A 20,192-nucleotide genomic window follows, 5' to 3' on the forward strand; every position below is an offset into this window, starting at 1 on the left:
TGCCGGAAGACGCGGCGAGGGGCTGAGGAGGGAAGCGGTTTATTTCAGCTGGCGGTTCCAGAAGGCGGCGGCGTCGTCCAGCGCCTTCTGCGCGTCTTTCTTGCCGGTGACCGCGGCTTCCACGTTGTCGACCAGATTCTTTTTCAGATCGCCGACATTAGGCACGCCGGTCAGCACCAGGGTGCGGATGTTGAGCGCCACCTTGGCGCCCTCGATGCGAGAGCTTTCTACCGCGCCGCCGGCGGCCGAGGTCTTGATGAAATAACTGTCGGCCAGCGCCTGCCGGGTGGATGGGAAGGTGGCGCCGGTCACTTTGGCGAAGGCCAGCTGCTGGGCGTCGCCAGTCAGAAACCTGGCGAACTTGACCGCCTCCTGCTGGGTGCGCGCCGGCAGGCCCTTGGATACCGACCAGCTGAACAGATAGCCGCCTTGGGCGATCTTGGTCGGCCCCAGCGGCGCCGGCTGCACCACGGTGGCGGCGTAGATGTTGCGGGCGTCGCTCTGGGTGCGCTGGGCCGAGGTCGGCGCGGTTTCCATCATCGCCAGCCGGCCGCTGTTGTACAGCTTGATGCTGGCCTGGTAGTTGTCGTCGGCGAACAGACTATCCCTGGCCAGCGCGCCGGCCTTGTAGGCGTCGGCCAGCTTGCGGATCAGCGCGACGTGGGCGGGGCTGTTGAACACGGCTTTGCCGTTCTGGATCAGCGGCAGACCCTGGCCCAGCATGATGCCGTCTATCTGGCCCAGCTGGGGCAGCAGGCCGGGCACGCCGGTCTTGGCCTTGATGATCTTGGCCAGGCGCAGTTCGTCGTCCAGGCTGGCGATCGGCCGCTTCGGGTCCAGGCCGGCTTTCTTGAACAGCTCGCCGTTGATCACCAGCACATTGATGTTGTTGTACCACGGCAGGCCGTACAGCTTTCCTCCGAAGCTGAGATCGGCCAGCGCGTTGGGCAGATAGGCGGCCTTGTCCGTGCCCAGCGCCGCGTTCAGAGGAATCAGCGTGCCTTTTTGCGCGTATTTGAACAGGCGCGGCACGTCGTGGTTGACCAGCGCCGGCGGCCGGCCGGCGGCGATGGCGGCGTTGAGCTTGGTTTCGAAGTTGTCGTTGAACACGTCCACCCACTGCACTTCTACGTCGGGATGCTGCGCCTCGTAGGTTTTCTTGACGCTGGCGAAGTAGCCGTCGAAGGTGGGCTTCAGCGAGTCGGTCCAGAATTCCAGCCGGACTTTTTCGGCATGGGCGGACAGGCTGCAGGCCAGCAGCGCGAACGCGGCCAGGGCGGGGCGGAACGGTTTCATCGTCTTCTCCTTATTGTTGCGGGTTCGAGCGTTGCAGCAGCAGCAAGGCGCCTTGGGCGGAATCGCCGCGCGGCGCGACGAGGCGCTGGCGGAAACCCGGCGGCAACCAGTCGCGCAGCGCCTGGCCCAGTCCGCCGCATAGCGCCACCGGCAGTTCGTCCCGCGGGTCCAGCGCGCGGGCGATCGCCCAGGCATCCTCGCCGGCCTGGCGCAGCAGCGCGTCGGCTTCAGGGTCGACGCGGGCGGCGCTCAGCGCCAGCGGCGCCAGCCGGGCGAACTGGGATGGCGTGGCGCGGCCGTTCCAGTTCATCATCGCTTGCCAGTCGCCGCCGACGAATTCCAGCACCGCGCGCGTCAGCGGGCTGTGGCTGCGGCGGCCGTCCAGCGCCATCTGGGTGAGCTGGGCGGCGCGCTGGCCCAGCCAGGCTCCGCTGGCTTCGTCGCCGCTGGGATAGCCCCAGCCGCCCACCTCGCGGTGGCTGCCGTCGGAATACAGCGCTTCGCCTATGCTGCCGGTGCCCAGCGCGACGATGATGCCGGGCTGGCCGCCGTGCGCTCCCAGCAGGGTGGTGTAGCCGTCGGTGGCCAGGCGGAGCTCGGCGAAATCGGGCGCCAGGGACTTGAAATCGCTCGCCCACTGTTTGTTGTGAACGCCTGACAGGCCCAGGCCCAGCGCGCACTCATGGACGGGCGGCACGGGAAGGCCGGCCTGCTCGAAAGCGTCGTTCAGCGTGGCGCGCACGGCTTGCCAAGCCTTGCCGATGCCCAATGACAGCGCCGAAGCGCCGCCTTCCGACTGGGCCAGCGGGGAGCCGTCGGCCGCGTTCAGGCGGATGCGGGTGCCGGTGCCGCCGCCATCCACGCCTATCAGGTATCGGATGCTTGGATTCATCGCTTGCCGGGCTTGCGGCCCGCCTCGTTCGAATGATGACATTTGAATTTTCACCAGTAAAGCATTCGAATTTTATTTCGTCAACTTGATTTATTTAAGTGCCATTCAATGACAATGGCTTGTTTGGCCGGTGCGCCGCCGTCATACTTCCGTTTTATGAAGAAAACATCATCAGCCGCCGAGCCGCGCACGGTGTCGGGCACCAATCTCGAATACGCCCGCTCGCATAATCGACGCGCGGTGCTGGAAACCGTGCGTCTGAACGGCCAATTGACCCGGGCGGATCTGGCCCGGCTGACCGCGCTGACGCCGCAGACGGTGTCCAATATCGCCGCCGAGCTGCTGAACGCCGGCATGTTGCTGGCGGGCCAGCCTTTGCGCGAGGGCGCGCGCGGACAGCCCGCCATTCCTCTTACCCTCAATCCTGACGGCGCCTACGCGGTGGGGATGCAACTGGATCACCAGATGCTGGTGGCCTTGGCGCTGGATTTGTCGGGCCGGGTGCGGGCCAGGCTGGAGGCGCCGGTGAGTCGCCCGTCGCCGGATGAAGCGCTGCCGTTGATCTCGGATCTGCTGCAGCGGCTGAGACGGGAGTCCGGCCTGGACTGGGGGAGATTGCTGGGCTTGGGCCTGGTGATGCCGGGGCCGTTCGGCGTGGAGGGGATGACCTCGGTGGGGCCGACGACGCTGCCGGGATGGGAGGGCGTGGACGCGGCGGCGCTGGAGCGGGCATTGGGCCTGCCGGTGCTGCTGGAAAAGGACGCCACCGCGGCGGCGATAGGCGAGCGGCTGTACGGCATGGCCAGCGAGCTGCGCAATTTCGTTTACCTGTTCATCGGCGCCGGCCTGGGCGCCGGCCTGTTCCTGGATGGCCGTCTGTACACCGGCGGCCGGCGCAACGCCGGCGAAGTGGGGCACATGATGGTGGTGCCGGCCGGCCGGCCTTGCGATTGCGGCAACCTCGGCTGTCTGGAGCGCTACGTATCGCTGCAGGCGCTGTACGAGGAACTGGGCATCGCCGGCGGACCGCTCGCCACGCCGGAGCATCTGGCCGCGCGGGGGATAGACGCCGCCGGAGAGCGCTGGCTGGACGCCGCGGCCGGGCCGCTGCGGCAGGCGATCAATATCCTGGAATCCATGCTGGACATCGACGCGGTGGTACTGGGCGGATTGCTGCCGCCAGTCTGGCAGGAGGCCCTGATGGCGCGGCTGCATCCGTTACCGCTGTCGGTGCGCAGCAGCAGCGGAGAGCGCGTGCGGCAGGGCAGCGCCGGCCGCGACGTGGTGGCGCTGGGGGCGGCGGCCTTGCTGGTGTTCGACGAATTCAATCCGCAATACGAGGTTTTGCTGAAGGGCGGGCGGCGCTGAGCGCGCGGAATCAGACTGGAGGGCGACGATGGCGATGCGGTTTCTGTTCAATCATCTGGGTTTCGAGCGAAAGGCGGCCAAGCCGATATTGCTGCAGGCGGAGGCCGGCGCGGCGGTCGATGGCGCGGCGGTGCTGGATGCCGCCGGCAAGGTGGTGATGCGCGCGCCGTTGCGGGCGCAGGGAGGCGTGAGCAGCTGGGGCGACGATCACTATTGGCGCGCGGATCTCGACGAATTGACCAAGCCCGGGCGCTACCAGCTGTGGCTGGAAGGCAGCGCGCCGCCCTTGGTGTCGGCGCCGTTCGAGGTGGCGGACAGCCTGTACGGGCCGGCGCTGTTGTCGGATCTGGTGTTCTATTTCAAGTCGCAGCGCTGCAGCGGCCTGTACGATCAGGCCGACCGCGCGGTGCCGGAAGAGGGCGGTGACGCGCGGCGCGACGCGCATGGGGGGTGGTTCGACGCCTCCGGCGATTGCTCCAAGTACCTGAGCCACTTGTCCTACGCCAATTATCTGAACCCCCAGCAGACGCCGCTGCTGGTCTGGAGCCTGATCCAGGCGCGGCAAGCCTTGCCGCAGCAGGGCAAGTGGTTCGACGAGCGCCTGGTTGACGAGGCGCTGCATGGCGCCGATTTCCTGCTGCGGATGCAGCATGAATCGGGCTTCTTTTACCAGACCCTGTTCGATGGCTGGAGCAAGGACGAGGGCCGACGCAGCCTGTGCGCCTATTCCACGCAGCAGGGCGTGCGATCTTCGGCTTTCCAGGCGGGCTGGCGCCAGGGTGGCGGCATGGCGGTGGCGGCGCTGGCTGCGGCGTCGACGCTGCCGCGCGACGGCGAGAGCGATCGGGCCGAATATCTGGCGGCTGCGCGGCAGGGTTTCGCTCATCTGCGGGAGCATGGCCGCGATTATCTGCCGGACGGCGAGGAAAACCTGATCGACGACTACTGCGCGCTGCTGGCCGCCTGCGAACTGTACGCGGCCTGCGGCGACAGCGATTACGCCGACGCGGCGGCGGAGCGCGCGGCCCGTTTGCTGGCCCGGCAGCACGGCGACGGCTGGTTCTGGCTGGACGGCCGGCAAAGCCGCAGTTTCTGTCACGCGTCCGATGCAGGCCTGCCCTATATGGCGCTGGCGCGCTACCTGGAAATCTTGCCGGACGGCCCTTGCGCAGAAGCCGTGGAGCGGGGATGGAAGCTAGGGCTGCGAGGCGAGTTGGCCCGCAGCGCGGGGAGCAACCCTTTCGGTTATCCGCGGCAATGGGTGAGGCAGGCGGGCGAGATCGAAGGCGCGCGTTTTTTCATGCCGCAGCGCAACGCCAGCGGCTATTGGTGGCAGGGCGAGAACGCGCGGCTGGGCTCGCTGGCCGCAGCCGCCTGGCGCGGCGCGGCGCGTTGGCCGGAATTGGCTGATGGTCTCGGCGCTTACGCCCAGGCCGCAGTGGACTGGGTATTGGGCCGCAATCCATTCGACGTTTGCATGTGGCAGGGGCGTGGGCGAAACAATCCGCGCTACGAGCCGGGCTATTACAACGCGCCCGGCGGGGTTTGCAACGGCGTCACCGCCGAGCCGGGAAGGGGCGACGGCGTCGCCTTCCTGCTGCCGGAGCAGACTGACATCAGTCAGTCATGGCGCTGGAGCGAGCAATGGCTGCCGCATGGCGCTTGGTTGATGCTGGCATTGGCGCAGCGACAGGCATGGCTGCGATGATTGGGAAGTTGCTCAGGAATTGGGGAAACAGCTTTGTAATGACATTGATATTGTCAATATTGAAATAAATACCTTTGACATTTTATTTGTCATGATTGACCATGCTGTGCATTCCTGTTTCACAGGAATGCTTACAAAAATTTTGAAGGTAACAATGACAATGCTTAAAACCGTGATGAGAAAAGGCGCCGTGATCGCCGCCGCCATCAGCGCGCTTGGCGCGTTGAGCGCGTCCGCCCATGCCGAACAGCCGGGATTTTGTGATACCAACTATGCGATTGTGGGAGAGGGTTTCGATTTTCGCGGCACCAATGCCAACATTAACTACATCGCAGCTCAAACTCCCAATGTTCTGACGATCGCGGGGAATGTGAATGGCTACCGGGTAACCAAGACCATCAATCTGGTTGGATTTACCGCTAGTGGCTCCTGGGGGGATTTCAATGGCGCGCAGTGGTCCGGCAGGGGCGTGACCAGCATCGAATTCAAGGATAAGGCGCTGATCATCAGCGGCGAAGTTCAGCACGGTTACAACTACGCCACTCCCGCGTCCGGCCGCATTGTTTTCAGCGGCGACATTTCCTTCACGGCTGGAGGCCAGGGCGTGTCTCCGATGTCCAAGATCAATCAACTGATCCCGTTTCCAAGCAGCATGTGGGGCACCAGCGGCAAGGGCATCTTCATGGGGGCGACGCAATATAACAGCCAAGGCCTGCCCAACGGCGGCTGGGATCAGGCGCATACCATCCTGCAATGCGGCGTGTCCAACGCTTCCAAGCCGTAATGGCATGAGCTGGACGGCGCGGAAAATGAAAAACGGCGGGAATCCCCGCCGTTTTTTTATTTCAAAGCCCGGTTACTGCGCGTTGGTGCGCGGACCGCGGTTGCCTTGATAGCCGCCTTCGCGGCGCTGGCCTTGGTAACCGCCTTCGCGGCGATTGCCCTGATAGCCGCCGCGGCTGCCGCCGCCATTGCCGCGACGATCGCCGTAACCACCCGGCTTGCCGTTGCGACGCGGGCCGCCCTTGGACGGGCGACGGGTCGGCTCCATGCCTTCGATCACGCCTTCGGCGATGGAACGCTTCAGGTATTGCTCGATGCGGCGCACTTTGTGCGACTCTTTCGCTTCCGCCAGGGTGATGGCAGTGCCGTCGCGGCCGGCGCGGCCGGTACGGCCGATGCGGTGCACGTAGTCTTCAGCTTGCTTCGGCAGGTCGAAGTTCACCACGTGGGTGATGGTCGGCACGTCGATGCCGCGGGCGGCCACGTCGGTGGCAACCAACACCTTGATGCGACCGCGACGCAGGTCGTTCAGGGTGCGATTGCGCCAGCTTTGCGGCATGTCGCCGTGCAGGCAGGCGGCGGAGTAGCCCTGATCGGACAGCTTGTCGGCCAGCTCTTCGGTATACGCCTTGGTGGCGGAGAAGATAACGCACTGGTCGAAGCCGGATTCCTTCAGGATGTGATCCAGCAGGCGATGCTTGTGGTTCAGGTCATCCGCGTACAGCAGGTGCTCGTCGATGGTGCCGCCCGAGGTTTCGGTGCGGGCGATCTCGATGCGCTGCGGATCGCGGGTCATCTTTTCAGCCATGCGGCCGACGATGCCGTCCAGCGTGGCGGAGAACAGCACGGTCTGGCGCGATTCCGGCGTAGCCTTGACGATGGCTTCGATGTCGTCGATGAAACCCATGTCCAGCATGCGGTCGGCTTCGTCCAGCACCAGCATTTCCAGGCGGGAGAAGTCGATGCGGCCAGAGCGCATGTGGTCCATCAGACGGCCCGGAGTGGCCACGATCAGATCGATCGGGCGGGACAGGGCGCGAATCTGGAAGCCGAAGGAGGAGCCGCCCACCAGGCAGGCGGTCTTCATCCAGCGCAGGTCCTTGCCGTATTCCAGCGCGTTCTTCTCAACTTGCTGAGCCAGTTCGCGAGTCGGGGTCAATACCAGCACGCGCGGGCCCTGGCCCTTGCCGGTGGAGCGCTCGGACAGCTTGGTCAGCGCCGGCAGCAGGAAGGCTGCGGTCTTGCCGCTGCCGGTTTGAGCGGATACCAGCAGGTCGCGGCCAGCGATGGCGGCCGGAACGGCTTCAGCTTGAACCGAGGTCGGGGAGGTGTAGCCAGCAGCTTCCAGAGCGCGCAGGATGGTCGGGGCGATGCCCAGATCGGAAAAATTCATGTATGTCCTTTCAGGCCGGATGATGCCGGCGTCACTTATAGCCAGATTTCGTGGCGGTTATACGGCGCCTTTGGGCCGCAACTCATCGGCACTAACCTGGCAAGCGGCGAACAGCGGTCCAGTCGAAAGCGACATTATTGCTTGGACGAAGCCTGGTAAAGGGTCAGGGACGATGAAAACACACTCGGGCAGAGGCGTGGTGTGGGTTTGCCCGGTGAAATTACAAGAGGCCGGACTGTACATTAATTACAGCCGCAAGGCAACAGTTTTTTGAAAAATGGCCGGATAAGTATTTGATTGTTTGTGTCTTGATTTGGACTATCCGCAAAAATAGCCAGTGGTCGATCCGCGCGGGCGGCAGCTGGGCTGGCGAAGCCATCGCTGCTCGCTACACTGCACTATAAGACAGCAAGCTGGGGCGGGCGGATGCGGATGGGGCGGAAGTTGGCTGTGTGGCTGTCGCGGCGGGCGGCCGGGGCGGGCGCCGCGCCGGTGTATGCGCTGGCGGTGCTGGCGTGCGCGCTGCCGGCGCTGTTCCTGCCTTGGTGGCTAGGCCGGGCGGGCTTTGATCCGCCGGACTGGCGCGGATGGACGCTCGGCGCGGAAGTGGGGATTCTGGCCGTGCTGGCCGGGGCGATGTTTGCCGGCTGGCTGCTGCGCGGCGCGGGCGTGCGCAGCGCCAGCGACTGGGAAATACTGGAAGGCATACGCAATCGGGAATTCTTCGTCCATTACCAGCCTATCGTCACCGCCGCGGGCGGAGACTGCGTCGGCGCGGAAGTGCTGGCGCGATGGCGTCATCCGATGCAGGGCAATGTGCGGGCGGATCTGTTCATCCAGGAGGCGACGGAGGCGGGTTTGATCGTGCCGCTGACCCGCTACCTGCTTAAGCGGGCGGCTAGCGAGTTGCGCCAGGTGGCCTTGCCGCCGGGCTTCATCGTCGGCGTCAACATCGCCGGCGAGCATCTGGCTATGCCGGAGCTGGCCGACGATTGCCGGGAAATGCTGGAGATGCTGCGGGCCAAGCAGGCGGCGTTGGTGCTGGAAATTTCAGAGCAGACGCCATTGAGCGAGGCGTCCGGCGCGCAGGACGTGATCCGAAGGCTCAAGCGGGAGGGCGTGAAGCTGGCCCTGGACGACTTTGGCTCCGGTTATGCCGACAAGGACTATCTGCGGCGCTGGGATTTTGATTATCTGAAGGTGGAAAAAGGCTTCGCCTCCGCATTGGGGCAGGACACGCTGCGCGGCAATGTGCTGGACGGACTGTTGCCGTCGGCCCGCCAGTTGGGCGTGAGCGTGATCGTCAAGGGCGTGGAGACCGCGGGCCAGCAGAATTATCTGAATGCGAGTGGATTCGAGTTGTTGCAGGGGTTTTATTTCGGCAAGCCGATGGCGCTGAACCACTTCCGGCAGTGGCTGTACTCCGGAGTGATTCAGGACCGGTCGCCGATGCGGCGAAAGGGCGGCGGCCGTTAGAGGCCAGGAGCGGGTTTGGGGGATGGGTTGGGGCATGGGGCCGCGTTTGCTACAATGCGGCCCTTTTTATTTCGAAGGAAGCAGTGGCATGGAATACGCCGTGCAACGCTACGCCGCCACCCGGCCCTGGGCCAAGCGAGTGGGGCAGCTGTATGCCCAGACGGTCCAGGCCGCCGAGGCGCGGGCGCAGATGAAGGATGTGATCAAGCGCGAGTTGGAGCGCGCGGCGCAAGTGTTCGAGATTCCGCAGGCCACCATTGTCTGCGAATTGGCGTTGGCCGAGGCCTGGGGCCACTTCGCTCGCCACGGGCGCGTGGTGTCCCATCTGGATGGCGCGCTGGCGGCCGCCTTGGCCAGCACCCGGCAGCCGTCGAACCTGCCCGATACGCTGAATCTGCCCGCCGCAGCCTTCTTCCTGCATGTGCCGGGCGAGGGCGGGGCCTTCATCGCGCATCAGCCGGAACGCCGCGCCCTGCTGCTGACGATGGTGCGGATGGGTTTCGCGCCGGATGGAGTCAACTGGCTGCAGGCGGCGGACCAGGTGGAGTTGGCGCGGGTGGAGTACCCGGGCGAGCTGGCGCCGCAGCTGGAAGGTGTAGCCGCCGATTGGCAGGGGCTGCTGTCCGCCGTATTGAACGGCCTGGCGATGATGACCCAGCCCAAGCTGGAGCTGGCCAAGGGCTGGGAGGCTTCCGCGCCGGCGGAGTGGGTGGCGGAAGCCGCGCATCCCTCGTGCGTCAAGACCCGGCAGAAGGCGCGCAGCCAGCTGTTGAAGTCCGGCTTCGGCGAGGTGACTTTCTGCCGGGTGCCGGAACTGGCCGATGGCGCCGAATACACGAGCCAGGGTTACTGGCGCCGCCAGTCTTTCGGCGCGGACAAGGCGCATTCGCGCCTGGTATGGGTGGCGCCGCGCTGAGCTTGGCGAGCAGGCCTTGCCCGGCGGCGTGGAAGCGCTTGCCGAGGAGATGAAACGCCCGGTTGAGCCGGGCGTTTTTTTTTGGGGCGCCGATTACGCGGGTGTCAGTACTCGTTGAGCAAGGTGCGGATCAGCTCGCGCATCTTTTCCATGTCGAAAGGCTTCTGGCAGCAGGCGGCGATGCCGGCGTCTTCCAGATCGCTCTGGCCGATATTGTCGCTGTCGCTGGTGATCATCATCACCGGGGCGTCCGGCTGGAGGCCGCTGCTGCGGACGTGGCGGGCGAAGTCCAGCCCGTCCATGCCCGGCATGTGGTAATCGGTGATGATGAGCTTGAACGGCTCCTGTTCCAGATACGGTATGGCCGCCTCGCTGCTGGCCGCCTCGCAGAAATGCTCGAAGCCCAGCTTTTCCAGCACCTGCCGGATGTGATGGCGCGAAGTGCTGCTGTCGTCGACGATGAGCACGTTCATCAGCGCCATGTCGGAATCGATTTCGGCGCCCAGGCTGGGGCAGTTGAGAAAACTCATCACCGATTGCATCGCCAGGTCGAATTCCTCCGGCGTGAACGGCTTGGGCAGAATGGCCAGGCTGCCGGCCTGGCGTATCGTTTCCAGTCTTTCCGGGTTGGTTTCGCTGGAGATCAGGATGAAGGGCACATCGTACAGATCATCGCTTTCCCGCAGCTCCCTGACCAGCTCCGCGCCCGTGATGTCAGGCAGGTGGTAGGCGCTGATGATCAGGTTCGGCCGCCTTTGCCGGGCCTGCTCTATCAGCTCGCGGCCGGAAGGGTGGACTTCTATCTGGGCGGCGCCCATCGCTTCCAGCGCCTTGGTGATGATTTGCGCCTGCACCTGGGAGGGCTCGGCCAATGAGATCAGCAGTTGTTCCAAAGCCAGCATCGCTCTGCTCCGACATTCTACTTATTTACATTATTGTCGGTTTGGCACGATTTGGATGGGCCGGCAAGCAAAATCCTCAAATGGCTTGATGAGGATGGGCCTGGTTCGGGGCGGCAAGTTTTGCCGCCGCTCGCGCCGCGTCCGGCCGGCAAACTTGCCGCTTGCGGCCGAATCAGCGTGAAAACTTGGCTTTGCGCGGCTTTCAAGCGCTGGCACACTTCGTGCTTTAGCGTAGGCCAGCGAGGAGATTGCCCAATGCTAGACAAGATTGCCCACTATTTCGATTTTCAGCAGCGCGCGCTGAATTTGCAGTCCTATCGCGCAGAAGTGATAGGCAGCAACATCGCGAACGCTGAAACGCCGTATTACAAGGCGGTGGATTTCGATTTCAAGTCCGCGCTGCAAGCGCAGGTGGACAAGCAGGGGCAACTGAAGCTGGCCCAGACCGACGCGCGCCACATCGCCAACCAGACCGGCGACGGTTCCGGCACGCCGCTGCAGTATCGCAGCGCGGTGCAGCCCAGCCTGGACGGCAACACGGTGGACATGGACGTGGAGCGCGGCGCTTTCGCCGACAACGCCTTGCAGTATCAGACCACGCTGGCTTTCCTCAACAAGAAGATCAGCGGGCTGAGCTCGGCGATCCAGGGCAGCGGCACGGGAGGCTGATAAATGTCATTGTCCAATCTCTTCAATATTTCGGGTTCGGCGCTGTCGGCGCAGTCGATGCGGCTCAACGTGGTGGCCAGCAACCTGGCCAATGCGGAAAGCGCCACCAGTTCGACCGGCCAGCCTTACAAGGGGCGCCACGTGGTGTTCACCGCGATTCCGGTGGACAACGCCCAGCCGCAGGTGGCCGGCGTGCGCGTGACGTCGGTGGTGGAAGACCAATCGCCGCCGAGGCTGAAGTATGAACCGGGCAATCCGCTGGCCGACGAGCGCGGCTACGTGACCATGCCCAACGTCAACGTGGTGGAGGAGATGGCGGACATGATCGCCGCCTCTCGCGCCTACCAGAACAACGTTGAAATGATGAACACCGCCAAGACGCTGCTGCAGAAGACGCTGCAGCTCGGCCAGTAAACCAGGTAAAGGGTGACGCCATGACTACCGCAGCGACCAACAGCACCACCGGCAACGCGTTCAATTTCAATTCGCTGAACAGCCAGACCACGCCTGGCGCCAGCAGCGTCCAGACGGCCAATGGCTCGAGCGGCAGCGGCAGCGGCTCTTTGTCCGCCACCAGCGCGCAAAGCCTGCAGAACAATTTCCTGACCCTGCTGACCGCGCAGCTGAACGCGCAGGATCCGCTGAATCCGATGGACAACAGCCAGCTGACCAGCCAGATGGCCCAGATCAGCCAGGTAGCGGGTCTGCAGACCCTGAACCAGACCATGCAGCAGATGGTATCCGCGCAGAGCGCCACCCAGTCGCTGATGGCCTCCAGCATGATAGGCAAGAACGTGATGGTGGCCGGCAACACCCTGACCGCGCCGGCCGCCGGCCAGACAACTCAGGCGGGCGTGCTGCTGAACGGACCCGCCGCTTCGGTGCAGGTCAATGTGCTGGATCAGAACGGCAATCTGGTGGATACGGTGCCGCTGCAAAACCCGGGCACGGGGCTGACAACCTTCAGCTGGGATGGCAAAGACGCCAACAACAACCAGCTGCCGGCCGGCGGCACCTATACCTTCCAGGTCAAGGTGGCGCAGTCCAGCTCGTCCGGCAACACCACCGCCACGGCCTACAACACCCAGCAGGTCCAGGCGGTGTCCTGGGCCAACGGCACGCCGATGCTGGTGCTGCCGGGCAACAACCTGGTGCCGTTGTCCAATGTCGCGCAGATGTCCTGAAGCACGTTGCCGAATAAAGCTTGATGAGGAGTAGTTGAGATGGGCTTTCAACAAGGTCTGAGTGGTCTGAACGCGGCGTCCGTGCAGCTGGACACCATAGGCAACAACGTGGCCAACGCCAATACCGTCGGTTTCAAGAGCTCGCGCACCGAGTTTGCCGATCTCTACGGCAACAGCCTGTACGGCATCACCGCCACCACACCTGGCATCGGTACCCAGGTGCAGGCGGTGACGCAGAACATGGGCAACGGTAACCTGGACTCCACCGGCCGCAGCCTGGACCTGGCGATCAATAATGCCGGCTTCTTCATCATGGGCTTGCCCAACGGCACGCAGGCTTATACCCGCAACGGCCAGTTCCAGGTCAATAACCAAGGTTACTTGGTCAACTCGGCCGGCAATTTTGTCCAGGGTTGGACGGCGAATTCGAGCGGGAATGTTTCCCAAGGGCCGGTCGGCAATCTGCAACTGACGACCACGTCTATCGCGCCGCACGCCACGAGCAAGCTGAGCATGCCGGTGCAGTTGAACTCCAATCAAAAAACGCCCACCGGCTCGCCCTTGAACAATCCGGCGGACCCCACGTCGTATAACTGGCCGAATACCGTGCAGGTATTCGACAGCCTGGGCAATCCGCACCAGATGGTGTTCTATTACTCGCTGACATCGTCCGCCGCCACCGGCAACACCTGGACGGTCAATGCCTATGTAGACGGCAAGCCGACGACTACGACCGGCGGCGGCGCAAGCTTCTCCCTGAATTTCGACACCAGCGGCAACCTGACCCCTTCCCCCTTCACGCCGGTGCCGCTCACGTTCACCACCACCCCGGTGAATGGCTCGGCGATCCCGCAGACCGTGACCGTCGATTTCAGCAATTCCGTGCAGAACAACCAGCAGTTCGGCACCTTGTCGCCGCAAATCCAGGACGGCACCTCGCCGGGCACGTTGCAGAGCGTGAATATTTCCGCCAACGGGCTGATTCAGGCCAGCTTCTCCAATAGCCAGACCAAGACCATCGGCCAGGTGGCGCTGTCGACCTTCGTCAATCCGCAGGGCTTGCAGGATATCGGCGGCAATATGTGGGCCCAGACCGGCAATTCCGGTTCGCCGACGATCAATAATCCTGGCGCGGGTAACGCCGGCACGCTGTCGTCCGGCCAGGTGGAGGATTCCAACGTCAACCTGACCAACGAACTGGTGAACATGATCACCGCGCAGCGCTACTACCAGGCCAACGCGCAAACGATCAAGACGCAGGACACGCTGATCCAAACCTTGTTGAACATCTAAGCGGCGGATTGAAGCATGGATAGAGTGCTGTACCTCGCGATGACCGGCGCCAAGCACGAAGCTTGGCAGCAGGCGACCACCGCGAACAATCTGGCCAACGTCAACACCAACGCTTTCAAGGCAGATCTGGCGGCGTACCGGGCGCTTCCGGTGATCGGCGACGGCACGCCGACCCGGACGTATGTCGTCGACAACACCATCGGCTTCGACGCCAGCCAGGGCGCTTTGCAGCATACCGGGAACCCATCGGATTTCGCGCTCGGCTCGCCGGGCTTCTTCGCGGTGCAGGGCGCGGACGGGCAGGAATCGTACACCCGCGACGGCGGTTACGTGCTGGACGCCAATGGCCTGATGCATACCCGCACCGGGCTGGTCATCATGGGCGACGGCGGTCCGATCACGGTGCCTGCTGGCACCCAGGTCCAACTGGGCCAGGACGGTTCCGTGATGGCGGCGCCGCTGACCGGCGCCAACCGCGCGCCGCAGCTGGTGGGGCAGATCAAGATGGTCAATCCCGGCCCCAAGGATGTGTACAAGGGCGAGGACGGCCTGTTCCACGTCAATGGCGGCGGCACGCTGCCGGCCAGCGCCGACGTCAAGTTGGTGCCGGAGTCGCTGGAGTCGTCCAACGTCAATTCGGTGGAGGCGCTGGTGCAGATGATCTCACATGGCCGCCAGTACGAACTCAATATCAAAATGATGCAAACCTCGCAGCAGAACGACCAGCAGGCTGCGCAGTTGCTGTCCTCGAGCTGATGCCGGGGCGGAAGAAAGAACAAGGTAAAACGCCATGATGCGCGCACTGTATATCGCCAAGACCGGCATGGATGCCAGCCAGTTTCAGCTGGACGTGGTGTCCAACAACTTGGCCAACGTCAACACCATAGGCTTCAAGCGCAGTCGCGGCGTATTCGAGGAACTGTACTATCAGACCCTGCGCCAGCCGGGCGGACAACTCGCCAACGGCAGCACCTTGCCCTCGGGCCTGCAGATCGGCACCGGCGCCGCCGCCGTCGCCACCGCCCGCATCCACGCCCAGGGCATTCCGACGCAAACCACGCAGCCGCTGGACATGCAGATCGACGGCGATGGCTTCTTCCGCGTCCAGCTGCCCAACGGCACCACCGCGTATACCCGCGACGGCGAATTCCAGCGCAACGCCAATGGCGATGTGGTGACCGCTATGGGTTACCCGATGAACCCGAATATCAATATTCCGGCCAATGCGACGCAAATCACCGTGTCGACTGCCGGCGTGGTGCAGTACACGCTGCCCGGCGCCACCGCGCCGCAGACGGCGGGCACCATTCTGCTGACCACCTTCATCAATCCCCAGGGTCTGGAAAGCACGGGCGGCAACCTGTATCTGCAAACCGCGGCGTCCGGCGATCCGCAGGATGGCGACGCGCAGACCGACAACCGGGGTTCGATCCGGTCCGGTTTTCTGGAGATGTCCAACGTCAACGTGACCGAGGAACTGGTCAATATGATCACCGCCCAGCGCTCGTTCGAGATGAATTCGCGCGCGGTGACCACTGCCGACCAGATGCTGCAAAAACTGAGCAATATGTAACGATGGGCCGAGCGCGGCCGGCATGACGGGAGTAGGGCGATGAAAACCAATCTGGCGATTTTGCTGTCCGCGGCGGCGTTGCTGACGGGATGCGTGGTGCAGGAGCCGCCGCTGGTGCAGGGTCCGACTACGGCCAAGCCGCAGCCGCGGGCGATGGGCCTGCCGGCCAACGGCGCCATCTTCCAGGCGGCCAGCTATCGGCCGATGTTCCAGGATTCGATGCCGGTGCAGGTGGGCGATACGCTGCAGATCACGATCCAGGAGAATTCCTCCACGTCGCAATCCGAGCAGACCACCGACACCCGCACTTCCGGCTTGACCTCGAACATCACAGCGGGGGTGAAGATTCCCTTCCTGCCCAGCGGATTGGCCAGCGGCTTGGGCGGCACTAACTTCAACAGCTCGGGCACCGCCAACAATACCGGCAAGGGCAATAATCAGGTCGCCACCACCTTCGTCAGCTCCATCACCGTGACGGTGATCGACATGCTGGCCAATGGCAATCTGGTGGTCAGCGGCGAGAAGCAGGTGCGCATCAACAGCGATACCGAGTCCATCCGCCTGTCCGGCGTGGTCAACCCGCGCGATGTCGCCCCGGATCGCACTGTCTCGTCGCTGAAGGTGGCGGACGCGCGCATCGAGCAGCAAACCAAGGGCAACAACCGGCTGTACAACGAGCCGGGTTGGTTGTCCAAGATTTTCATGTCGCTGTTGCCGATTTGAGCGCGGCGAGGGATGGGATGATGAAGAAATGGATCGTGCTGGCCAGCCTGTTGCTGGCCTCGCTGCCGGCCTTGTCGGCGCAGCGCTTGAAGGATATCGCCAATATCGGCGGCGTGCGCCCCAACCAGCTGATCGGCTATGGCCTGGTGGTGGGCCTGGATGGCAGCGGCGACAAGGTGACCTCCTCGCCGTTCACCGGCCAGGCGATGACCAATATGCTGAACCAGCTGGGCGTTCAAGTCCCGCCGGGCACCAAGATCGACCCCAAGAACGTGGCCGCGGTGACGCTGACCGCCACCTTGCCGCCGTTCGCCAAGCGCGGCCAGGCGATCGACATCACGGCGTCGTCCATCGGCGACGCCAAGAGCTTGCGCGGCGGCACGCTGCTGCTGTCTCCGCTCAAGGGCGCGGATGGCCAGATCTACGCGATGGCCCAGGGCAATGTCGTGGTGGGCGGCGCCGGCGCGTCGGCCGGCGGCAGCTCCACGCAGATCAACCAGTTGAGCGTGGGCCGGATTCCAGGCGGCGCCACGGTGGAGCGGGAAGTGCAGACCGCGCTGGGAGACGGCGAATTCATCCATCTTGAGCTGCAGGAGGCGGACTTCACCACCGCCAACCGCGCGGTGCAGGCCATCAACAAAGTGTTCGGCTCCGATACCGCCCGCGCGGTGGATGGCCGGCTGATCGAGGTAAGGGCGCCGTTCGACAGCAATCAACGCGTGCAATTCCTGTCGCGGATGGAAAATATTGCCGTCGATCCGGCAGATCTTTCCCCGCTGGTCATCATCAATGCCCGCACCGGCTCCATCGTGATGAACCAGGCGGTGACGTTGAGCTCCTGCGCGGTGTCGCACGGCAATCTGTCCGTCACTGTCAACAACACGCCGCAGGTGAGTCAGCCCAACCCCTTGTCCGGCGGCAAGACCGTCGTCACCAACCAGGCTGAAATCACCATCAACAGCACCAGCGGCAAGGTGGTGGGCCTGAAGGGCGGCGCCAATCTGTCGCAGGTGGTGAATGCGCTCAATGCCTTGGGCGCTACGCCGCAGGATCTGATTTCCATCTTGCAGGCAATGAAATCGGCGGGTTCGCTGAAGGCCGATTTGCAGATCATCTAAGTTTCGCGCTGCCATGGCACGATTGTTGCTTTTTATGCGGCGAGGAGTGATCGATGACCGCTAAATTCCAGTCTGTCCTGCCGCAGGACGCGCTCAGCCACCAATTGGCGGCGGATCCGAGCCATCTGCGCAGCCTGCGCGCCAAGGCCGCTTCGGACCCCAAGGCCGCCGCGCGGGAGACTGCCGCTCAGTTTGAGTCGCTGCTGATGGGCAATATGTTGAAGGCCATGCGCGAAACCAAGTTCGACGATTCGGACGAGTCCAACAGCATGGACACCTTTCGCGGCTTGGCCGACCAGCAAATGATCCAGGCAATGAGCGCCAATGGCGGCCTGGGGCTGGGGGACATGATCTACCGCCAGATCGCCAAGCAGTCCGGTTTCAGCCCGGATGAGGACAAGACCGCGCTGGTGCATCGCCAGGCAGGCCCCGCGTTGATGGTCCAGCCAGCCGGGCAGCGCATGTTGCAGGCTTACCGGAGCGCGCAGTCCGAGGCAGACGGCGCGGTGGCCAGCTTGGCGCAGCAGCCTGCTCAGCAAGCAGGCGGCGGCAAGAGTTTCGTCAGCGGCTTGTTGCCGCATGCCCGCGGGGCGGCGCAGCAGTTGGGCGTGGCGCCCGAGTGCGTGGTGGCGCATGCGGCGCTGGAGAGCGGTTGGGGCAAGCGCACGATACGCAACGGCGATGGTTCGGACAGCCACAACCTGTTCGGCATCAAGGCCGGTTCCGACTGGCAGGGCAAGACCACCACCGTCATGACTACCGAGTACGTGGGCGGCGCGCCGCAGAAGCGGATGGAAACCTTCCGCTCCTACGGCTCTTATGCCGAGGCGTTTTCCGATTACGCCAGCGTGCTCAAGGGTTCTTCGCGTTACAAGAACGTGTTGAACCAAGGGCAAAACATGTATGGATTTGCCCAGGGGCTGCAGGCGGGCGGCTACGCCACCGATCCGCGCTATGCGCGCAAGTTGGTGGATGTGGCAGCCAGTCTGGCGCAACAAGTCGCCAAAACTTGATCAAGTTTTGGCGCAAACAGCCGATAAGGACGGCAGGATAGGGGATAATCATGGCAATCGTCGGAGCGGACATATTCAGTATCGGCCTGAGCGGCCTAAACGTCGCTCAGAACGCGTTGTCGGTGACGAGCAACAACATCGCCAATGCCGCCACGCCGGGCTACAACGTCGAGTATCTGACTCAGGCCAACCGCCAGCCTCAGAACGCGGGTTTCGGTTATCTGGGGCAGGGCGTCGACGCCACCAATGTGCTGCGCACCTATAGCCAGTACCTATCCACGCAGGCACAGAACGCGCAGTCCAACAGCAGCTTTTATTCCTCCCAGCTGCAGCAGCTGAACCAGATCAACAACACCATCGCCAATTCGACGCAGAGTCCGAATCCGGCCATACAGTCGTTCTTCGGCGCGCTGCAGACGCTGTCGCAGCAGCCGGCGTCGCTGCCGATTCGCCAGAACGTGTTGAGCATGGCGCAGGCGCTGGCTACATCGATAACTTCGATGAACACCCAGCTGGTGCAGATGCAGCAGGGCATCAACAGCCAGATCGACACCACGGTGCAGAACATTAACGCCCTGGGGCAGCAAATTGCCGATTTGAACCAGAAAATCGGCGCCGCCACCGGCGGCAATCCATCCGCCCCCCAGGCGCAACCGAATGCGCTGCTGGATGCGCGCGATCAGGCGGTGTTGCAGTTGAACAATATGGTGGGCGCCACAGTATCTGTCGCCAGCGACGGTTCCTACACGGTCAGCATCGGCAGCGGCCAAACCCTTGTGATCGGCGGAACGGTCAATCAGCTGACCACGCAGGCCGATCCCAACAACAATACCAATCGCCAGGTCGGCTTTGTCAATCCGTCCGGCGGCTCGCCCATCATCCTGCCCAATAGCGTTCTGGGCAGCGGCCAGTTGGGCGGCTTGCTCAATTTCCGCGATGGGACGCTTTTGCAGACCCAGAACCAGTTGGGCACGCTGGCGATTAATTTCTCGGCGGCGATGAATTATCAGAACTCGCTGGGTCTGGATTACAACGCGCAAAAAGGCGGGCCGATTTTCCAGGACTTGTCGTCCTATGCGGCCAATCCTCAGTATGCGGCGGGGCAGTTCCAGGTTGTGATGGGCGACCCAAAGGCACTGGCGACCACCTCCAATATGGTGCCGACGGGTACGACTGGCGGCACCAGCGGCGTGACGATGACTGGTGCGTGGTCCTCGCTGCCCGGCACCTATGCGGGCGCCATCAATGGCTCGCCCCCTACCTTGCCGTTTCCGACCAGCGCGACCCACCCGTCCAGCGGCATGACCAGCATGACGATCACGGCGTCAGCAACGTCGCCGGTGACCATGACCGCCAATATTGTCGGTACCAATGGCGGCGGTCCCTACAATGTGGTGGCCATCACCGGTCAACCCAACAGCTACAAACTGCAAACGACGGCGGTGCCGCCTGTCGATGTCGGCGTCGGCTTCCAGTTGTCCGGCACGCCGGATCTTGGCCAAAGCTTTACCGTGGGGCCGGCTACGGTGGGCGCGCCCAATTTGAAGGCATCCGGCGACAACAGCAATCTGCTGCAACTGACGGCTCAGCAGAACATCAATCTGGTGAACAATCAGTCCTATCAGGTTTATTACAGCTCCATGGTGGCCTCTGCCGGCAACCAGGGTTACGCGGTTGGGCAGATGAATGCCGCCGCGCAGAAAACCTTGGAACAGGCTACCACCAACAACTCGAACTACTCCGGCGTGACTTTGGATCAGGAAGCCGCTAATCTGATCAAATACCAGCAATCCTATCAGGCTTGCAGCAAGGTGATCCAGATTGCGCAAAGCACCTTTTCCAGCATTCTGAACATCATGTCCTGAAGCTATTATTTGAAGGAGAG

19 protein-coding genes are annotated in these 20,192 nt (G+C 63.5%); 15 read left to right on the forward strand and 4 right to left on the reverse strand.

Annotated elements, in window-relative coordinates; translation table 11 throughout:
• Positions 1-39: 39 nt before the first annotated feature.
• Both ACX17K_RS10695 and ACX17K_RS10700 read right to left on the reverse strand, forming a co-directional pair.
• On the reverse strand, positions 40-1,296 hold the full coding sequence (locus tag ACX17K_RS10695; RefSeq protein WP_493774767.1) for an ABC transporter substrate-binding protein: 1,257 nt from the start codon (positions 1,294-1,296) through the stop codon (positions 40-42).
• Between the two features lie 10 nt (positions 1,297-1,306).
• Entirely contained in the window at positions 1,307-2,188 is an 882-nt protein-coding gene (locus tag ACX17K_RS10700; protein ID WP_493774768.1) for a glucosamine kinase nucleotide-binding domain-containing protein, read from the reverse strand.
• 156 nt (positions 2,189-2,344) lie between these two features.
• Here ACX17K_RS10700 and ACX17K_RS10705 point away from each other — a divergent pair, with 156 nt between their 5' ends.
• From ACX17K_RS10705 to ACX17K_RS10715, 3 genes are read left to right on the forward strand one after another with little or no spacing between them, the layout of a single operon-like run.
• The gene (locus ACX17K_RS10705; RefSeq protein WP_493774769.1) at positions 2,345-3,556 is read left to right on the forward strand and encodes an ROK family transcriptional regulator; all 1,212 of its coding nucleotides are present in this window, start codon (positions 2,345-2,347) and stop codon (positions 3,554-3,556) included.
• Between the two features lie 28 nt (positions 3,557-3,584).
• The gene (locus ACX17K_RS10710) at positions 3,585-5,264 is read left to right on the forward strand and encodes a glycoside hydrolase family 9 protein (RefSeq protein WP_493774770.1); all 1,680 of its coding nucleotides are present in this window, start codon (positions 3,585-3,587) and stop codon (positions 5,262-5,264) included.
• A gap of 19 nt (positions 5,265-5,283) precedes the next feature.
• Positions 5,284-6,048, forward strand: a complete 765-nt coding sequence (locus ACX17K_RS10715) for a hypothetical protein (protein ID WP_493774771.1) — start codon at positions 5,284-5,286, stop codon at positions 6,046-6,048.
• Positions 6,049-6,120: 72 nt separating this feature from the next.
• Here ACX17K_RS10715 and ACX17K_RS10720 read toward each other — a convergent pair whose 3' ends face one another.
• Positions 6,121-7,440: a DEAD/DEAH box helicase gene (locus tag ACX17K_RS10720; RefSeq protein WP_493774772.1), complete on the reverse strand. Its 1,320-nt coding sequence runs from the start codon at positions 7,438-7,440 to the stop codon at positions 6,121-6,123.
• 432 nt (positions 7,441-7,872) lie between these two features.
• On the opposite strand from ACX17K_RS10720, the gene ACX17K_RS10725 reads away from it, so the two are divergent.
• A complete protein-coding gene (locus ACX17K_RS10725) occupies positions 7,873-8,916 on the forward strand; it encodes an EAL domain-containing protein (protein ID WP_493774773.1) in 1,044 nt (347 codons plus the stop codon).
• 88 nt (positions 8,917-9,004) lie between these two features.
• Positions 9,005-9,832: a hypothetical protein gene (locus ACX17K_RS10730; RefSeq protein ID WP_493774774.1), complete on the forward strand. Its 828-nt coding sequence runs from the start codon at positions 9,005-9,007 to the stop codon at positions 9,830-9,832.
• 104 nt (positions 9,833-9,936) lie between these two features.
• Here the strand turns inward: ACX17K_RS10730 and ACX17K_RS10735 are convergent, their stop codons facing one another.
• A complete protein-coding gene (locus tag ACX17K_RS10735) occupies positions 9,937-10,734 on the reverse strand; it encodes a response regulator (RefSeq protein ID WP_493774775.1) in 798 nt (265 codons plus the stop codon).
• A gap of 255 nt (positions 10,735-10,989) precedes the next feature.
• On the opposite strand from ACX17K_RS10735, the gene flgB reads away from it, so the two are divergent.
• The 10 genes from flgB to flgK are packed head-to-tail and all read left to right on the forward strand — an operon-like array spanning position 10,990 to position 20,172.
• A complete protein-coding gene (gene flgB, locus ACX17K_RS10740; RefSeq protein ID WP_493774776.1) occupies positions 10,990-11,403 on the forward strand; it encodes a flagellar basal body rod protein FlgB in 414 nt (137 codons plus the stop codon).
• Positions 11,404-11,406: 3 nt separating this feature from the next.
• Positions 11,407-11,817, forward strand: coding sequence for a flagellar basal body rod protein FlgC (gene flgC, locus ACX17K_RS10745; protein WP_021477269.1), 411 nt, complete (start codon positions 11,407-11,409; stop codon positions 11,815-11,817).
• Between the two features lie 20 nt (positions 11,818-11,837).
• Positions 11,838-12,587 carry a flagellar hook assembly protein FlgD gene (locus ACX17K_RS10750; protein ID WP_493774777.1) on the forward strand — a complete coding sequence of 250 codons (750 nt, stop codon included), beginning with the start codon at positions 11,838-11,840 and terminating at the stop codon, positions 12,585-12,587.
• A gap of 39 nt (positions 12,588-12,626) precedes the next feature.
• The gene (gene flgE / locus ACX17K_RS10755) at positions 12,627-13,880 is read left to right on the forward strand and encodes a flagellar hook protein FlgE (protein ID WP_493774778.1); all 1,254 of its coding nucleotides are present in this window, start codon (positions 12,627-12,629) and stop codon (positions 13,878-13,880) included.
• Between the two features lie 15 nt (positions 13,881-13,895).
• Complete coding sequence (locus ACX17K_RS10760; protein ID WP_493774779.1) at positions 13,896-14,636, forward strand: flagellar basal body rod protein FlgF; 741 nt, start codon at positions 13,896-13,898, stop codon at positions 14,634-14,636.
• 34 nt (positions 14,637-14,670) lie between these two features.
• Positions 14,671-15,453, forward strand: a complete 783-nt coding sequence (gene flgG, locus ACX17K_RS10765; protein ID WP_493774780.1) for a flagellar basal-body rod protein FlgG — start codon at positions 14,671-14,673, stop codon at positions 15,451-15,453.
• Positions 15,454-15,492: 39 nt separating this feature from the next.
• Positions 15,493-16,176 carry a flagellar basal body L-ring protein FlgH gene (locus tag ACX17K_RS10770; protein ID WP_493774781.1) on the forward strand — a complete coding sequence of 228 codons (684 nt, stop codon included), beginning with the start codon at positions 15,493-15,495 and terminating at the stop codon, positions 16,174-16,176.
• A gap of 20 nt (positions 16,177-16,196) precedes the next feature.
• On the forward strand, positions 16,197-17,294 hold the full coding sequence (locus ACX17K_RS10775) for a flagellar basal body P-ring protein FlgI (RefSeq protein ID WP_031296417.1): 1,098 nt from the start codon (positions 16,197-16,199) through the stop codon (positions 17,292-17,294).
• A 53-nt stretch (positions 17,295-17,347) separates the two neighbouring features.
• Positions 17,348-18,307: a flagellar assembly peptidoglycan hydrolase FlgJ gene (flgJ, locus tag ACX17K_RS10780; RefSeq protein ID WP_493774782.1), complete on the forward strand. Its 960-nt coding sequence runs from the start codon at positions 17,348-17,350 to the stop codon at positions 18,305-18,307.
• Between the two features lie 50 nt (positions 18,308-18,357).
• Positions 18,358-20,172, forward strand: coding sequence for a flagellar hook-associated protein FlgK (gene flgK, locus ACX17K_RS10785; RefSeq protein ID WP_493774783.1), 1,815 nt, complete (start codon positions 18,358-18,360; stop codon positions 20,170-20,172).
• The last annotated feature ends 20 nt before the right edge of the window (positions 20,173-20,192 follow it).

The organism is Chromobacterium sp. INPA-IVC, assembly GCF_059047085.1.

Excerpts from the sequence above, each read along its gene's own strand:
- ACX17K_RS10695 (WP_493774767.1), bottom strand. The coding sequence starts at position 1,296 with ATGAAACCGTTCCGCCCCGCCCTGGCCGCGTTCGCGCTGCTGGCCTGC.
- ACX17K_RS10700 (WP_493774768.1), bottom strand. The coding sequence starts at position 2,188 with ATGAATCCAAGCATCCGATACCTGATAGGCGTGGATGGCGGCGGCACC.
- ACX17K_RS10705 (WP_493774769.1), top strand. The coding sequence starts at position 2,345 with ATGAAGAAAACATCATCAGCCGCCGAGCCGCGCACGGTGTCGGGCACC.
- ACX17K_RS10710 (WP_493774770.1), top strand. The coding sequence starts at position 3,585 with ATGGCGATGCGGTTTCTGTTCAATCATCTGGGTTTCGAGCGAAAGGCG.
- ACX17K_RS10720 (WP_493774772.1), bottom strand. The coding sequence starts at position 7,440 with ATGAATTTTTCCGATCTGGGCATCGCCCCGACCATCCTGCGCGCTCTG.
- ACX17K_RS10725 (WP_493774773.1), top strand. The coding sequence starts at position 7,873 with ATGGGGCGGAAGTTGGCTGTGTGGCTGTCGCGGCGGGCGGCCGGGGCG.
- ACX17K_RS10730 (WP_493774774.1), top strand. The coding sequence starts at position 9,005 with ATGGAATACGCCGTGCAACGCTACGCCGCCACCCGGCCCTGGGCCAAG.
- ACX17K_RS10735 (WP_493774775.1), bottom strand. The coding sequence starts at position 10,734 with ATGCTGGCTTTGGAACAACTGCTGATCTCATTGGCCGAGCCCTCCCAG.
- flgB (WP_493774776.1), top strand. The coding sequence starts at position 10,990 with ATGCTAGACAAGATTGCCCACTATTTCGATTTTCAGCAGCGCGCGCTG.
- flgC (WP_021477269.1), top strand. The coding sequence starts at position 11,407 with ATGTCATTGTCCAATCTCTTCAATATTTCGGGTTCGGCGCTGTCGGCG.
- ACX17K_RS10750 (WP_493774777.1), top strand. The coding sequence starts at position 11,838 with ATGACTACCGCAGCGACCAACAGCACCACCGGCAACGCGTTCAATTTC.
- flgE (WP_493774778.1), top strand. The coding sequence starts at position 12,627 with ATGGGCTTTCAACAAGGTCTGAGTGGTCTGAACGCGGCGTCCGTGCAG.
- ACX17K_RS10760 (WP_493774779.1), top strand. The coding sequence starts at position 13,896 with ATGGATAGAGTGCTGTACCTCGCGATGACCGGCGCCAAGCACGAAGCT.
- flgG (WP_493774780.1), top strand. The coding sequence starts at position 14,671 with ATGATGCGCGCACTGTATATCGCCAAGACCGGCATGGATGCCAGCCAG.
- ACX17K_RS10770 (WP_493774781.1), top strand. The coding sequence starts at position 15,493 with ATGAAAACCAATCTGGCGATTTTGCTGTCCGCGGCGGCGTTGCTGACG.
- ACX17K_RS10775 (WP_031296417.1), top strand. The coding sequence starts at position 16,197 with ATGAAGAAATGGATCGTGCTGGCCAGCCTGTTGCTGGCCTCGCTGCCG.
- flgJ (WP_493774782.1), top strand. The coding sequence starts at position 17,348 with ATGACCGCTAAATTCCAGTCTGTCCTGCCGCAGGACGCGCTCAGCCAC.
- flgK (WP_493774783.1), top strand. The coding sequence starts at position 18,358 with ATGGCAATCGTCGGAGCGGACATATTCAGTATCGGCCTGAGCGGCCTA.